Genomic DNA, 15,847 nt, shown 5'->3' on the forward strand with positions numbered 1-15,847 from the left:
GCCATCCGGGCTTGGCGGCAATCAGGATGGTCTTTGATCGGTCTATGGAAAAGAGAAACGCGCAATTGAAATCATGCGGCCTGCAAGCGCGCCGCAGGGCGGGGTTTATTGGCGTTTTGCCGGTTCTCTTGACGCTTTCGTCATGCCAGAGCGTGTTCAATCTATCGGGCAGCGATGATATTGGCCCTTCGCGCTCGCCGCAGATCGTTTCCGAGGTTCAGAAGAATGATCCGCGTGCCCAGCTTGGTGCGCGTGAGCATCCGAATATTCTTGCGAGCTACGGCGGCGAATACAAGGATGAGAAAACCGAGCGGCTGGTGGCGCGCATCGTGGGTGCCTTGACGCAGGCTTCGGACAATCCGGCCCAATCCTATCGCATCACCATCCTCAATTCCCCTGCGATCAATGCTTTTGCGCTGCCGGGCGGCTATCTGTATGTTACGCGCGGCCTTCTGGCGCTTGCCAATGATGCTTCGGAAGTCGCAGCCGTTCTGTCTCATGAAATGGCGCATGTGACCGCAAACCATGGCATTCAGCGCCAACAGCGCGAAGAGGCCGAGGTGATTGCCAGCAAGGTTGCTGCCGAGCTTCTTTCCAGCGATCTGGCGGGGCAGGAGGCTTTGGCGCGCGGCAAGCTTCGGCTGGCTGCTTTCTCGCGTAATCAGGAGCTGCAGGCTGATGTCATCGGTGTGCGCACTCTGGGGGAAGCGGGTTATGACCCATATGCGGCGGCACGCTTCCTTGAATCCATGGCCGCCTACGCAAAATTCACCGCAGGTGACAACAATACCGATAACAGTCTGGACTTTCTGTCCAGCCACCCGAATGCGCCGCAGCGCGTGGAGCTGGCGCGCCGGCATGCGCGTGCTTTCGGCCAGGAAGGGCAAGTTGGCGATGTGGGCCGCGATTATTATCTCGAAGGCATTGATGGCCTGCTTTACGGCGATCGGCCGGAAGAGGGTTACGTGCGCGGGCGGACATTCCTGCATTCGGGACTTGGTATCCGCTTCGATGTGCCGCCGGGCTTTGACATCGACAACAAGGCAGAGGCTGTTCTTGCCACTGGCCCCGGCGACACTGCGGTGCGTTTCGACGGTGTGTCTGCCAGCGAGCGCATTTCGCTGCCCGATTATATTCAAAGCGGTTGGGTCACCGGTCTGAAACCGGAAACCATCAAGTCTATCGATCTCAATGGCCTCGAAGCGGCTACGGCGCGTGCAAGCGCCGACCGGTGGGATTTTGACGTGACCGTCATCCGCATCGACAAGCAGATCTATCGGTTCCTGACTGCCGTGCCGAAGGGATCGGCCAACCTGGAACGCGTTGCCTCCTCCATCCGCAACAGCTTCCGCAAGATGAACGCGTCTGAAATCGCTTCCCTGAAACCGCTCAGGGTGCGCGTGGTCACGGTGCGGCCCGGCGACACGGTCGCAAGTCTTGCTGGACGCATGCGTGGCACGGATCGCAAGCTTGAGCTTTTCCGTCTCATTAATGCGCTGCCGGTGGGCGGCTCGGTTTCAGCCGGTCAGAAGGTCAAGATTATCTCCGAATAAGCAAAAACCCCGGTTTTGAGGCCGGGGTTCTCGGTATTCTGTTCTAACGAATGGCGATTGTTATGCCGCTTCTTCGTCCTGATCTTCTTCGTCGACTGTCTTGCCGCGCTTCGGACCCTTGTTGAGATTCACCTCAATCAGGCGCACGGCCTCGGTTTCAGACACCTTGTTCACAGCCGCGATTTCGCGTGCCATACGGTCGAGGGCGGCTTCATAAAGCTGACGCTCGGAATAGGACTGCTCAGGCTGGTTTTCTGCGCGATAAAGGTCACGAACGACTTCAGCGATGGAAATCAGGTCGCCGGAATTGATCTTTGCATCATATTCCTGTGCGCGGCGCGACCACATGGTGCGCTTGACGCGGGCCTTGCCCTGAAGAACCTTCAAGGAGCGATCGACGAAATCGGTCTCGGAAAGTTTGCGCATGCCGATGCTGACGGCTTTCGCTACCGGCACTTTCAGGCGCATTTTGTCTTTTTCAAAGTCAATGACAAAGAGCTCGAGCTTCATGCCCGCGACTTCCTGCTCTTCGATAGCGGTAATCTGCCCCACGCCATGAGCCGGATACACGATGGATTCACCGGTCTTGAAGTTGTGGCGGTTGGCTGATTTTTTCTGCTGGGTCGTCATGCGTTTCAAAAACTCCCTGTTACGCTTCCGGCAGTTACCAATGTGCCGGATGAGTCGGGGCCCGCCGCACGGTGGGTCCTAAGGTGCTGTCCTGACTATAGGCGCAACAGAAGAGAGCAATGCGGTCATAACGTTGCAACGCGGTGTTGCAATATCGAGGGGTTGGCCGCGTGTTCGGATCGTTTGCTTTCGTGGTGTTATATGCAGGCGCGCTGCACCTAGCCGTGACAGTAAAAAAGACCCTATCACAAAAAAGCGAAGAAATCAATGATTTGGTTCCGATAGGGCACCGATGCTGCCCTATCGACGTTTTCACCTTGGTGGCGCGGTCGAACCAACGAAACGCCGCTGGCGGATCATCAGGGCGTCTTCAATCACCTTGTCCGGGGTTGGATGAGAAATATTTCTCGAGCTTTCCTTCTTCCCCGTCATATTTTTCGGCGTCTTCAAGCGGCTCGCGCTTGACCGTGATATTCGGCCATTCAGCAGCGTATTTCGTGTTGATCTCGAGCCACTTTTCCAGCCCCGGTTCGGTATCGGGCTTGATGGCTTCAGCCGGGCATTCGGGTTCGCAGACGCCGCAGTCAATGCATTCGTCAGGATGAATGACAAGAAAGTTTTCGCCCTCGTAGAAGCAATCAACGGGACAGACTTCAACGCAATCGGTGTATTTGCAACGAATGCAGTTGTCGGTAACGATATAGGTCATGCGGCGCTCCAGTAAGTCTCAATCGTCTGGCACGTTCCAATTATCGCCGTGAGGTAAAGGCTTTGCGGGGGATTGGCAAGGCAAAAGAACGCTCAATTTTGTCGCGTCCGTAGTAGAAGTTTGCGGCAGGGCGTGTGCAATCCGCTAACCGCGGCCCAAGAGGCGATTGAGCGCGCGGCGATCCTTCTTTTCCGGTCTTCCGCTGCCGGCAGCGCGCGTGGCGATCTCGAACGGCGTCAGTTCATTTTTCGGCGGTGGGGGCGGGGAGTGATCCTCATAGAGCAGGCGTGCCTCCTGGTAAGGACCACGCCGCGAACCGCCACTCACCACTTTCAAAACAAGGTCGCGCCGGTCGAGCGTGACCTCAACCGTGTCGCCGGGTTTGACGTTGACCGAAGGCTGCGCGATGCGGCTTCCGTTCACCTTCACGCGCCCCGATGAAATCAGGGTCTGCGCGAGAGAACGGGACTTTGCCACGCGGGTAAAGAAGAGCCATTTGTCGATGCGCTGGCGTGCAACGATGTCCGGCCCGTCTTCTGTCGTCATTTCTTCAGCTGGTCCTTCAGGATTGCCAATTTTGCGAAGGGCGAATTGGGGTCTATCGGCTTTTCCTTGCGCTGAGGGGCGGGTCTGCCGCCGTCCTTGCGCGGCTGCTGATGTTTGCCGCCGGGCGCGCCCTTTCCGCCGCCTTTGCCCTTGTGCGGCACTTTGCCACGTCCGCGCTGCTCTCCGGGCTGGCCTTGATGGGCCTGGTTGGCCTGGTGACCACCGCGACGGTGGCCCTGCCGCTGATTGTCATTGCGACCTGCTGGCCGCCATAGGAGAACCGGCTTCGGCTCTTCCTCGGCCACAGGCTCCGCCGCATCGGTTGTGGCAGAGGTTTCTGCTGCCGGTGAAGCCGGCTCCGCGTTTGCTTCGCCTTCAGCTTTTTCTTCGGTCACGGCAGCCTCAGCTTGCGCGCCCTCTTCAGACTTGTCCGCTTCAGCCGCAGGCTTGGCAAATTTCGCGTCCTGCTCCTGCAGGAATGTCTTCGCCTCTTCAGCTGAAACGCTGTCGGCGCGGTAACCGAGCCCTTTGAGAATTTCTTCAATATCGTCGGCTGTCGCACCCAGGATCGAGAGCATGGCGGGCGTGGTGGTGAAACGACGACCGTCATAAGCACCTTCAGGCCGTACACCGCTTTCCGGCTTCCACTGCAGAAGCGGGCGGATCAGATCAGCGAGACGCTCGAGGATGTCAATGCGCACGGCGCGCTTTCCAAGGAAACGGAAGCCCGCAAGCTTGTAGAATGTTCGTTCGAAGCCCGGTTCGGTGACAATCGAGGTGCGGCCTGCAGCCAGCGCCGGGATCAGGTCGCCGTAGCCGGGTTTGTCCATCGCATCATTGTTCAGCGCCCAAAGGAGCGTGATCAGTTCTGCGGGCGCGGGCTTGAGAAGAGCCGGCATGAAAACATGGTAAGCACCGAAGCGAATGCCGAGCTTGCGCATGGCACCGCGCGCATCCTGGTCCAGGCTCTTGACCTCGTCGGCAACGTCGCGACGGAAAAGCACGCCGAGATTTTCCACCAACTGGAAGGCCAGGCCCTTGGCAATGCCCTGCAGTTCCTCGTCGCGGGACAGATCGTCCAGCGGTTTCAGCACGGTTGCGATGTGATGGTTCACAAAGCGTTCGATGCGGGCTGCAACGTGATCGCGGGCCGGACCGGTCAGCTGTTCATCGGCCAGAAGCACAACGCGTGGTCGCAGAATGTGATCGCCGGATGTGATGCGGGCAACGGGATCACCGACCCAGCGCACGACGCCGTCCGAGCCCAATGCCAGATCACCGTTTCCGGCGGCGTGGATGCGGGCAGCACGCGCCTCGAACTCCAGCGCCAGCGCCTTTTGAGCCGCCGCAGCCATTGCCTTGCCCTCTGCACTCTCGGTTGCATTGGCCAGGGTAAAGCGGAAGCCCGCCAATTGTCCCACATGATGCCCCTCTACAAAGACATCACCATTCACACTGATTTCAGCTTCCAGCATCGCATTCTCTCTCAGGCGCTTCATGAGCACAGATGTCCTGCGATCAACAAAGCGTTTCGTCAACCTATCATGTAGCGCGTCAGAGAGGCGATCCTCTATTTCACGCGTTTTTTCCTGCCAGTGTGTCGGATCGGCAAGCCATCCCGGGCGGTTAGACACATAAGTCCAGGTTCTGATCTGCGCAATACGGGCGGACAAAGTATCGATTTCGCCGTCTGTGCGTCCGGCCCGTTTTACCTGTTCGGCCATATAATCTTCATTGATATGACCCTGCCGAATCAAATCGGAATAAAGCGTCAGAATAATATCAGCATGCTGTGCCGGCGTAATACGGCGATAGTCCGGCAGGGCGCAAGTTTCCCAAAGCTTTTCAATGCGCGCCGGCGTCGTAGCCAAGTCCTTTACCTCAGGCAGTTTGCAGAGGTTTTCAAGCGCCAGCATATCGACAGCGGGCAAAGCTCTTGTAAGGCCAGGTAGCACAGGCGTTGCATTCAGGCTTTCATCGAGATCGCGCAGGGACGAAAAGTCGAGCGCCTTCGAACGCCACTGCAACACCTTCACAGGGTCGAATTCATGGGCTTCGATTCGCTCCACCAATTCCTCGTCGAAGGGGCTGACATGGCCGGTAACGCCAAAGGTTCCATCACGCATATGGCGTCCTGCGCGCCCGGCAATCTGGCCCAGTTCGCCGGGATTGAGGTTTCGGTATTGATAACCGTCGAATTTGCGGTCCTGCGCGAAGGCGACGTGGTCGACATCCAGGTTCAGGCCCATGCCGACGGCATCGGTTGCGACGAGATAATCCACGTCGCCGTTCTGATAGAGGCTTACCTGCGCATTGCGCGTGCGCGGCGACAGTGCGCCCAGAACCACGGCTGCACCACCGCGCTGGCGCCGGATCAGCTCGGCAATGGCGTAAACCTCATCGGCGGAAAAGGCGACGATGGCCGAGCGGGGCGGCAGGCGGGTGATCTTCTTCTGGCCAGCGTAAAAGAGCTGTGACAGGCGTGGACGTTCCACAACCGTCAGGCCCGGCAGAAGCTGCCGCAGGATGCCGCTCATTGTTCCAGCACCCAGAAGCAGGGTTTCCTCGCGCCCGCGCAGGTGCAAAATGCGGTCGGTGAAAATATGTCCGCGTTCCAGGTCGCCCGCGAGTTGCACTTCGTCAATGGCGACGAAAGCGGCATTCGTCTCACGTGGCATGGCCTCGACGGTGCAGATTGTGTAGCGCGCGTTTGGCGGTGAAATTTTTTCTTCACCCGTCACCAGCGCGACATTGGCGACACCGACCCTTTCGCAGACTTTCGCATAAACCTCGCGGGCAAGCAGCCTGAGCGGCAGTCCGATGACGCCTGAGCCGTGCGCCACCATGCGCTCGATGGCGAAATGGGTCTTGCCCGTATTTGTCGGGCCGAGGACCGCGGTTACCCCGCGACCACTCAGGATCATCGGCTGGATCGTCACGTGTTCACTTCCGGCTGGCGGAGTTGATTGAATTTCGAAGGCGCCAGCACCAATGCATATAGGTCGCATTCGACGCAAGGGAAGATTGCCTTCCCATTGCGGTTTTTTTCGTCGAAATCGGGCCTGTTGGAACAGCGTGGGAACGAATCGGCGACGAATCGCTGACTCTTTACCGTTCGATCTTTGTTCACGGCTATATATTGTGGATTCTCCGCTCGCCGCCCCAGATCGTGATGAGTCGTTAATTTGCGCTCGCTGGCCAGCTTCCAGGCCGGCTTTCTTCCCCAAGGGCCATGCAAGTGACAATTCCAATTATGGTTAACAGATTGTAAATTATGCTGATTCTACGCGCCTGCGTTAATAAACCGATCAAAGGCGGAACGAATCGGCGACGAATCGCCGACCTCGGCCCGTTGCGGCTTTGTTCTCCACTATATCTCGTAGCTCCTCCTTTAGGCTGACGCTATTTCGCTGCGCATTAACTCCGGGCGGATGTGGTTCTCCCTCGGTTTGTTAACCACTGGATGGCGACATTTCATCTTTTGTTATTATCTGGTGCCGCTATGCAGTCCGATGGAACGGAGCGCCGATGAGTGATTTGCGAATCAGTGAGGCGCGTTCAAGCGAGCAATCCGGCTTCGCGCACCTTTGGCAGGAAGGAGCGGCTGACGGGCAGATGCTGGCCCGTGACCGTTTCAATCATGACTTTTCCGTTGCGGCGTTCGACTGCCTTGATTGCGACGAGTGCCACCCAATGGGACCGATGGATCTGCAGTCCGGCTGTGGGCGCGCATTCGCTGATCGCATCGCTCAACCGCATCAGCAGCAGCTGTGTGCCTTTGGTTGTGGTCACCTCCACATAATGGTCGGCGACAGAAAGTGAAATCAGATCGCCTCGCTTGGCAAAGGCCAGACGCTCCAGCAGCCGACATTTTCCATCTTCCGCCCGAGAGGCCGTTCCTGCAGTGGCTTTCTTGTTCAGCAGGATCGTCACGATGCCTGCGACAATGATCCCCATGAGCACCGTGTAGCCACTGTTTTTTAGAATAAAGGCAAGATCGAATATATCGCTTCCGAAGGCAAACCATTCGACAGAGAGAGCTACCGGCAGGACGGCGACACCTGCAGCCACGCCGGTGATCACAACCCGAAACGGCTGCGGGCAACCGCGTTTGATCAGCGCTACGCGGCAGTTGGACGCGGTGAAATCGCCCACAGCAAAACCCAAAACGACCATAACAGCCCAAAAGCCGAGCCTCTGGGGCAGCGCCAGCGTGTCCAGGGTGCCGAAAGGACCGGAGACGGTCAGCACCACGATAAGCGCCAGCAGAACAGCCCATTGCTGGAGCGAACGAAATCCCTTTCGCGTTTCACGAAGCGCGAATTGCAGGGGGCTGTCGGCCACGTAGCTTGGCTGCGTTTCGCGCATCTGCCGTTGTGTCCTTTCGCATCTGATGAGAGCTGAACCGCATCCCTTCCGGGACATGTTCAAGGCAATAAACAAACGGAGAAGATCATGCAATTTCTTGTCGGCATCGTAACGCATACGCCGATCTGGGTTTGGGCCATTCTGGCGGCTCTCGTCTACCGCGGATGGACCATGACGCGGGACCGCGTCATTCATCCAATTTCTCTCATGCTGATACCGGCAATCTTCATTTTGCTGGATGCTGTCCAATTGATTGCCAGACAGGCCGGCAACGAGACCTTGTTGCTGACGTTGATCGGCATTCTCAGTGGGCTCTGGGCGGTCGTCTTCCTCAAGCCAGCGCGCAACACCCAACGCCTGGCCGACGGCAAACTGGCGATCGAGGGCGAGTGGATTTCCATCTGCATATTTCTCGCCGTCTTTTCAGGCAACTATATCGCAGGTGTTCTAGCCGTCATCAATCCGGCGGTGGCGACGAATGCGCAGCTGGCCGCCGCCCTGTTCAATGGCTTCAGTGTCGGCTTCATGACCAGCCGCGCGATCGCGCATCTGCGTTCATCAAACACAGGCGAGGTTGTTTCCAGCGCACAGCGTGGGTAATTTTCCATCGTGATGGCGAAGTGATCGGCGCGCGAAATTTTGGTTAATATATTGTTAAATAAGCGAAATTCCTCGCCATCTTTTACTTTTCGATCAAAGCCGGAACGAATCGGCGACGAATCGCTGACGGGGCTCTGTTTTTGTTTCGTTCTATACTACATGCTGTGGTTTTAGCGGCGGGGGCGACTATTTTGCGCAAGTCGTCTTGCCGCTTGATCGCCCTTTTTCGCCGCTTCTTTAACCTTTTGGGGATCGCGTTAAGACGCTGTAAAGGAAATAAACCGCCTCTTTCGAGGAACCAAATGTCTGCTTCTGCGTTGGGAAACCAGGAGCAAAACGATGAAACTGAGCGTGCCGTCAGCAGAGTGGATCAGCAAAGAGCCGGGTCCCCGGTTTGTCCTGCTTCATGGAATGACGATGGCACCGGTTTTCTGGCGAAGCTTCACCCCCGACAAATTGCTTTCGGGCATGAGTGCTGCCTATCCCCTTCCGGGCCATTATCCGTGGACATTGAGTGACGAGGAGCGCGCCGGTCTTTGCACAGATATGATTGTTGATGCCTATGCAGAGGTAATCGAACGCGATTTTGGCGGCAACCCTGTGACGCTGGTTGGGCATTCCACCGGTGCGCATCTCTGTCTTCTTGTGGCGGCAAGGAGACCCGATCTGGTCGATGGTGTTATTCTGGCCGGGGGGTTTGGCTGTGGCCGTTTCGAAGGCCAGGAGAGTATCGCGACACGAATTCTGATGATGCCATTCCTCGGTCCAGCCATTTTCATGAAGCTCTTTTCGCGGTGGATTTCAACACCGGACAATTTCAGGATGGGCGCGGCCCGTTGCGTGGGCGATCGTGCCTGCCCGTGGGAAACGGAAGTCACGCTTGAGAGCATGGAAAACGTGCGCCGCCAGCTGTTGCTGTCAAACCCGCTGGACATTGTTGCCATGGCCACCTGGTTGCGCCACCAGAGCATCATGAAAAGCCTGCCGAAGATCACACGACCGGTGCTGAATGTCATCGGGCTGAAAGACTATGTGGTTCCTGCGGTGCACCAGCTCAACGTTTCCAGGCAGTTGCCCAATGTGCAAACAGTGCTGCTTCCGAACTCCGGGCATTTGCCGATGGTGGAGCAACACGCCTATTTCAACCGCGTGGTCAACGCTTTTGTCGAGATGAACGGTTTGAAATCGCTTCCAGGTGCGGCTGCGAGTTTCGCTCTCCCGGCGCAGAATGCGCAGGCACGGGTGGCGCGTGAGCAGCCAGTTCACGTCCCCGATCTCGACGTGCCGGAGGACTTGCGTGCAATCGCCGGAAGGCTTGTTTCGGGTGATAAAATTAACACCTCGATCAGACCGTGAACGAATCACAGACGAATCGCCCACATCGTTGCTTTCCCGGTTTGTTCTCTACAAAATATTGTGTAATAACAAATTATTAACCATATTTTTCAGCCTGTAGATGGCATTCTCCACCTCCTCGGTGTTAACCTTTGCCGCTGGCAAAGGGGCTATTGAGGAGGGGTTGGATGATCACATACAAAGGCGTTGTTTCGCCGCAGCAATGCGATGTTATGGGACATATGAACGTGCAGCATTATATCGCTGCGTTCGATCATGCCTCCTGGCACCTTGTGGCGGCGGCCGGTTATCGCTCTGCCTGGTTGGAAGAGCGCAAACTCGGATGGGCCGATCGCCATTATGACGTGGACTTTTTGGACGAATTGCCTGTCGGTAGCCTGATCGAAGTGCGAAGCAAGATTTTGAAGGTGGGACGCACGTCCCTGACATTGCATCATGCGATGTACAACACAGAAACGGGCGGCCTCTGTGCTGAAATCACCATTGCCACCATCCTCTTCGATCTTGTTGCCCGCAAATCCGCGCCGCTGCCGCAGGAGATGATTGACGGCGCGGCAAAGCTTCTGGCTTGAGGCTCTGAGCCTGGGGGGCGTTCCAAAAAATGCACATTGTCATTCAGTTCGCGCTGATCAGCGTCGCGATTTTCTTCGTCATTGCCTTTGGCCTCATTCTCAGCCAGCCGGCTTCCGGTCATATATCCGGAAAGACCCTGCAGTTTGAGGCAACACGCCTTGGGGGAACTGCCGATATACCCTTGCGCTATTATGAAGCCGGTGACGGGACGACGCTTGGATACCGCTATCTGCCCGGCAAGAGCGACGATGTCCCGCTTCTGGTCTTTGTTCATGGCTCTGGCTGGCACGGTCAAGGCTATGTGCAGTTTGCCGAAGCGGTCCATGGGGAGGGCGACATCGCGGTCGCCCTGCCTGATCTGCGTGGCCACGGGCCCCATCCTCAGCGGCGCGGGGATGTCAATTACATCGGACAGCTGGAAGACGATATTGCCGAACTCATCAGCATTTTGCGGCATCCTGGCCAGAAGCTCGTTCTTGGCGGACATTCGAGCGGCGGCGGGTTGGTTATTCGCTATGCCGGCGGCCGTCATGGGTCCGATCTCGATCAGGCTGTGCTGATCGCTCCGTTCTTGAAATATAACGCGCCAACCATGCGGCCCAATAGCGGCGGCTGGGCGCATGCGCTGGTGCGCCGCATCGCCGGACTGAAGATGCTGAACATGATCGGAATTAGCCAGCTCAACGGCCTGACGGCTATCGAGTTCAATTTTCCCGACAGCGTTCTGCAAGGCCCTCTCGGGGCAACCGCAACGCAATCCTATTCCTATCGGCTGAATGAAAGTTATGCGCCGCGGGCAGACTACCTGAAAGACGTCGCAGCGCTTCCGCCTTTCCTTCTGATCGCCGGGCGCGACGATGAAGCCTTTCAAGCAGAAGCCTATCAGCCGACGCTCTCTGAAGCGACAGAGAAGGGGCGCTACGTGCTGTTGGACAAAACCGGGCATCTGGACGTCTACAACAAGCCGGAGACGGCTCAGATCATTCGCGATTTCGTGCTGGGGAAGGATTGAGCCTCTCCATAGGCCAGCAGCGAAAGGCAGATAGAGGAACGCATGTAAAAAAAGGCCGGACAACATGCCCGGCCTTTTCGCTCTTTGTACCTAATCCCTTAAGCAGCCAGCTGCCGAAGCACCGTCTGCAGGATGCCGCCGTTGTTGACGTAGGTGATCTCGTCCAGCGTGTCGATGCGGCAGATGATCGGGACTTCCTTGTTGGAGCCGTCGCCGAAGGTGATCTTGGCGATCTTCTTTTCGCGCGGCTTGACGCCGGCCAGACCTTCGATGGTGACAATTTCGTCGCCCTTGAGGCCGAGGCTTTCCCAGGTGGTGCCCTCTTCGAGAACGAAGGGAACGACGCCCATGCCAACCAGGTTCGAACGGTGGATACGTTCAAACGACTGGGCAATCACGGCGCGAACGCCGAGCAGGTTGGTGCCCTTGGCAGCCCAGTCACGGGACGAGCCGTTGCCGTATTCAACACCGGCGAAGATGACGAGCGGAACGCCCTCTTCCTTGTACTTCATGGCCGCGTCGTAGATCGACATCTCTTCCTTCGACGGATAGTGGATCGTGTAGCCACCTTCCTTGCCGTTCGGGCCGAGCATGTGGTTGCGGATGCGGATATTGGCAAATGTGCCGCGCATCATGACTTCGTGGTTACCGCGGCGCGTGCCGTACTGGTTGAAGTCTGCAACGCCCACGCCGTGTTCGGTGAGATATTCACCGGCAGGCGAAGCCGCCTTGATCGAACCGGCCGGCGAGATGTGGTCGGTGGTGATCTTGTCGCCGAAGAGACCGAGAACGCGAGCGCCGACAATGTCGGAGACCGGCGTCGGCTGTGCGCCCATGCCCACGAAGTAAGGCGGGTTCTGCACGTAGGTCGATTCGTCGTCCCAGGTGTAGGTCTGACCGGACGGGGCCTGAACAGCCTGCCAGTTTTCATCACCCTTGAATACATCAGCATATTTGGCCGCGTAAATTTCACGCGTCACATATTTCATGATGTATTCCTGGATTTCCTGCGTGGAAGGCCAGATGTCCTTCAGGTAAACCGGATTGCCGTTCTGGTCTTCGCCGATCGGATCCTTGGTGAGGTCCTTCTGGACGGAGCCGGCGAGCGCATAAGCCACAACGAGCGGCGGGGAGGCCAGGTAGTTTGCCTGGACGTCCGGCGACACGCGGCCTTCGAAGTTGCGGTTGCCGGAGAGAACGCCAGCGGCAATCAGGCCCTTGTCGTTGATGGTCTTGGAGATCGGACCCGGCAGCGGACCAGAGTTACCGATGCAGGTGGTGCAGCCGAAGCCAACGAGGTTGAAGCCGAGCGCATCCAGGTCCTTCTGGAGCCCGGAATTGTTCAGATATTCCGCGACCACCTGCGATCCGGGTGCCAGCGAGGTTTTCACCCACGGCTTGGACTTCAGACCCTTGGCGACAGCGTTGCGGGCAAGCAGGCCGGCAGCAATCAGAACCGATGGGTTCGATGTGTTGGTGCACGACGTGATGGCTGCGATGCAGACATCGCCGTGACCGAGATCGTAATCCGTGCCTTCAACAGCATAGCGGTTTTCCAGCTGGCCGGGCTTCTTGTACTCGGCCTCAAGCGCGGTTGCGAAGTTCGGTGCAATGGTTTCCAGCGCCAGGCGGCCTTCCGGACGCTTGGGACCAGCCATGGAGGGGACAACGTCGCCAAGGTCGAGTTCCAGCGTGTCGGTAAACACGAGATCGGAGCCGTCGCCTTCGCGCCACATTCCTTGAGCCTTCGAATAGGCTTCAACGAGGGCGATGCGATCGGTGTCGCGACCGGACATGGTGAGGTAGTTGATGGTTTCGCCGTCAACGGGGAAGAAGCCGCAGGTTGCGCCATATTCCGGACCCATGTTGCCGATGGTGGCGCGGTCGGCAAGCGACATGGCGTCAAGGCCGGGGCCGAAGAATTCGACAAACTTGGAGACAACGCCCTTCTTGCGCAGCATCTGCACAACGGTCAGCACGAGGTCGGTTGCCGTGCAGCCTTCCTTCAGCTTGCCGGTGAGCTTGAAGCCAACGACTTCCGGCAGAAGCATGGAAACCGGCTGGCCGAGCATGGCCGCTTCAGCTTCGATACCGCCAACGCCCCAGCCGAGAACGCCAAGACCGTTGATCATGGTCGTGTGGCTGTCGGTGCCAACGCAGGTGTCGGGATAAGCGGTGGTTTCGCCGTCTTCTTCCTTGGTCCAGACCGTCTGGCCCAGATATTCAAGGTTCACCTGGTGACAGATGCCGGTGCCGGGGGGAACAACGCGGAAGTTCTTGAACGCCTGCTGGCCCCATTTCAGGAACTTGTAACGCTCTGCGTTGCGCTGATATTCCAGTTCCACGTTGCGCGCGAAGGCGGTGGCAGAACCGAATTCATCGACGATCACGGAGTGGTCGATCACGAGATCGACGGGAACGAGCGGGTTGATCTTTTCCGGATCGCCGCCGAGCGCCTGGAGGCCGTCACGCATGGCTGCAAGGTCAACAACGGCTGGAACGCCGGTGAAGTCCTGCATCAGCACGCGGGCCGGGCGGTAGGCGATTTCAGCTTCGGTCTTGCCCTTGTTGGTCAGCCATGCAGCGCAAGCTTCAATGTCGGCCTTGGTGACCGAACGGCCATCTTCATTGCGCAGCAGGTTTTCCAAAACCACCTTCATGGAGAAGGGCAGCTTGGAAATGCCGGTGAGGCCGTTTTTTTCAGCCTCGGGAAGGCTGTAGTAAACAAATTCTTTGCCGTTGACGGTGATCGTCGAACGACAATTGAAGCTGTCGAGTGATTTTGCCACTGAAAAACCCCGTACGTCTGTTCGCCAAATCTTGACGCGCGGACGCCCGAACACTTGGGTAAGAAGTGATAGGGTGCGGGTGCAGCCATTTCCGCTGTCCGCCCGTGACAGTCTGAAGACTTTCAAGTTCGGCGCTAGGATATAAAAGATCACACCGGCTGCTGGCGTGGTTGCGGGCCTTATAGACCTATTCTAAAGATGGTGCCAGACCCTATAAGGGTGAAAAGAAACATTTTTTTGGCAACGCGGCATTCATGAGCCGCAGAAGTGCGACAGCAATGCGGTTTATGGCGGAAAATCTGGGTGCGCGGCGCGGCGAGGAGCTGCTGTTTCGCGATATTTCCTTTTCGCTCAGCGATGGTGAAGCGCTTCTGGTGACTGGCCCCAACGGTTCGGGCAAGTCCACGCTACTCAGGGTGGTGGCCGGTTTGCTCTATGCCGAAACCGGCAGTGTGGCAGCTGAAGGCTATGAGCGCGCCGCCGAAGCCTGCCACTATCTTGGCCATCGCAACGCGATGAAACGTGAACTGACAGTGGAGGAAAATCTCGATTTCTGGCGGGACTTTATGGGTGGTGGCGAAGGTGCGGTTTCAGCCACCGAAGCCGCAGAGGCCGTCGGTTTGGGCGGTATCACCCACTTGCCTTTCGGCTACCTCTCGGCGGGGCAACAGCGTCGCATGGCCATGGCCAAGCTTCTCGTGGTGCAACGCCCGGTCTGGCTTCTCGACGAACCGACGGCGGCACTCGATGCAGCCTCTGATGCAATGTTCGGCAAGCTCTGCCAGGATTTTCAGGCGCGGGGCGGGATCATTGTCGCGGCAACGCATCAGCCACTCGGGCTGAAAGCGCCGCAGAGCCTCGTGATGAAGGGGTTTGAGTATGTGGATTGAATGCGGCAAAGAGGCGCGCGTCACGCTCCCCCTTCTCCCCTTGGGGAGAAGTGCCGAACGACGTGAGGCGATGAGGGGTTCCCGCCACCTCATGAAAACCCCTCATCCGGCCCTACGGGCCACCTTCTCCCCAAGGGGAGAAGACAGGAGCGATGCATGACCGCACTCTTCCTCCGCGATATCAAACTGGCCATCCGTGCAGGCGGCGGCGCGTTGATCGGCGTCCTGTTTTTCATGACCGTCGTGGCTGTCATTCCTTTCGGCGTTGGTCCCGACCTCAATCTGCTGTCGCGTATCGGTCCTGCCATTCTTTGGATCGGTGCCTTGCTTTCAGCGCTTCTTGGTCTTGATCGGTTGTTTCAGGCCGAGCGTGAAGATGGTTCGCTCGATCTTCTCCTGATGCAGGAAAACCCGCTGGTGCTGACTGTTTTCGTGAAATGCCTGGCCCATTGGGTGGCAAACGGCTTGCCGCTGGTGATTGCCTCGCCGGTTCTCGGTCTCTTCATGAATATGAATGAAGTGGCCATCGGTGCCACGCTGATCACCCTGCTTGTTGGTTCGCCAGCACTGACATTCATCGGTGCGGCGGGTGCAGCGGTTGCGGTCTCTTTGCCGCGGGGCGGGCTTCTGGTCTCGATCCTGGTTCTGCCGCTGGCAATTCCGGTGCTGATCTTCGGCGTTTCGGCAACCTATGCCGCTGTGGAAGACCCCGCCCCGTTTTTGCCGCCTTTTATGATATTAACGGCTATTACGCTGCTGTTTGCGGTCATCGGGCCTTTTGCCGCGTCCATGGCGCTCAAATCTTCGTCAGATTGAAACGG

13 protein-coding genes are annotated in these 15,847 nt (G+C 57.7%); 7 read left to right on the top strand and 6 right to left on the bottom strand.

From position 1 onward, the window contains the following. The first annotated feature begins 44 nt into the window (after positions 1-44). The gene (locus NHF56_RS17735; RefSeq protein ID WP_252807029.1) at positions 45-1,553 is read left to right on the top strand and encodes a M48 family metalloprotease; all 1,509 of its coding nucleotides are present in this window, start codon (positions 45-47) and stop codon (positions 1,551-1,553) included. Positions 1,554-1,613: 60 nt separating this feature from the next. Here NHF56_RS17735 and NHF56_RS17740 read toward each other — a convergent pair whose 3' ends face one another. The 5 genes from NHF56_RS17740 to NHF56_RS17760 form a co-directional block, all read right to left on the bottom strand. Continuing rightward, on the bottom strand, positions 1,614-2,183 hold the full coding sequence (locus tag NHF56_RS17740; protein ID WP_252807031.1) for a CarD family transcriptional regulator: 570 nt from the start codon (positions 2,181-2,183) through the stop codon (positions 1,614-1,616). A gap of 370 nt (positions 2,184-2,553) precedes the next feature. Then, entirely contained in the window at positions 2,554-2,892 is a 339-nt protein-coding gene (fdxA, locus tag NHF56_RS17745) for a ferredoxin FdxA (RefSeq protein ID WP_252807033.1), read from the bottom strand. A 144-nt stretch (positions 2,893-3,036) separates the two neighbouring features. After that, a complete protein-coding gene (locus tag NHF56_RS17750) occupies positions 3,037-3,438 on the bottom strand; it encodes an RNA-binding S4 domain-containing protein (RefSeq protein ID WP_252807035.1) in 402 nt (133 codons plus the stop codon). Then, positions 3,435-6,362 (bottom strand): helicase-related protein, encoded by a 2,928-nt coding sequence (locus NHF56_RS17755; RefSeq protein WP_252807345.1) that lies wholly within the window; start codon positions 6,360-6,362, stop codon positions 3,435-3,437. Before NHF56_RS17755 ends, NHF56_RS17750 begins: the two co-directional genes overlap by 4 nt. A gap of 634 nt (positions 6,363-6,996) precedes the next feature. Next, positions 6,997-7,806 (bottom strand): LytTR family DNA-binding domain-containing protein, encoded by an 810-nt coding sequence (locus NHF56_RS17760; protein WP_252807037.1) that lies wholly within the window; start codon positions 7,804-7,806, stop codon positions 6,997-6,999. 87 nt (positions 7,807-7,893) lie between these two features. Here NHF56_RS17760 and NHF56_RS17765 point away from each other — a divergent pair, with 87 nt between their 5' ends. The 4 genes from NHF56_RS17765 to NHF56_RS17780 all read left to right on the top strand — a co-directional run bounded on the left by NHF56_RS17765 (position 7,894) and on the right by NHF56_RS17780 (position 11,347). Next, entirely contained in the window at positions 7,894-8,406 is a 513-nt protein-coding gene (locus NHF56_RS17765; RefSeq protein ID WP_252807039.1) for a DUF6622 family protein, read from the top strand. A gap of 339 nt (positions 8,407-8,745) precedes the next feature. Beyond that, positions 8,746-9,762, top strand: coding sequence for an alpha/beta fold hydrolase (locus NHF56_RS17770; RefSeq protein WP_252807041.1), 1,017 nt, complete (start codon positions 8,746-8,748; stop codon positions 9,760-9,762). Between the two features lie 167 nt (positions 9,763-9,929). Then, the gene (locus tag NHF56_RS17775) at positions 9,930-10,334 is read left to right on the top strand and encodes a thioesterase family protein (protein WP_252807043.1); all 405 of its coding nucleotides are present in this window, start codon (positions 9,930-9,932) and stop codon (positions 10,332-10,334) included. 29 nt (positions 10,335-10,363) lie between these two features. Further along, positions 10,364-11,347, top strand: coding sequence for an alpha/beta hydrolase (locus NHF56_RS17780; protein WP_252807046.1), 984 nt, complete (start codon positions 10,364-10,366; stop codon positions 11,345-11,347). Between the two features lie 98 nt (positions 11,348-11,445). Here NHF56_RS17780 and acnA read toward each other — a convergent pair whose 3' ends face one another. After that, the gene (gene acnA / locus NHF56_RS17785; protein WP_252807048.1) at positions 11,446-14,136 is read right to left on the bottom strand and encodes an aconitate hydratase AcnA; all 2,691 of its coding nucleotides are present in this window, start codon (positions 14,134-14,136) and stop codon (positions 11,446-11,448) included. 278 nt (positions 14,137-14,414) lie between these two features. Here acnA and ccmA point away from each other — a divergent pair, with 278 nt between their 5' ends. Both ccmA and ccmB read left to right on the top strand, forming a co-directional pair. Further along, on the top strand, positions 14,415-15,026 hold the full coding sequence (ccmA, locus tag NHF56_RS17790; RefSeq protein ID WP_252807346.1) for a heme ABC exporter ATP-binding protein CcmA: 612 nt from the start codon (positions 14,415-14,417) through the stop codon (positions 15,024-15,026). Positions 15,027-15,182: 156 nt separating this feature from the next. Then, positions 15,183-15,842 (top strand): heme exporter protein CcmB, encoded by a 660-nt coding sequence (ccmB, locus tag NHF56_RS17795; RefSeq protein WP_252807050.1) that lies wholly within the window; start codon positions 15,183-15,185, stop codon positions 15,840-15,842. The last annotated feature ends 5 nt before the right edge of the window (positions 15,843-15,847 follow it).

The organism is Rhizobium sp. L1K21 (assembly GCF_024055895.1).
Taxonomy (GTDB): domain Bacteria; phylum Pseudomonadota; class Alphaproteobacteria; order Rhizobiales; family Rhizobiaceae; genus Ensifer_A.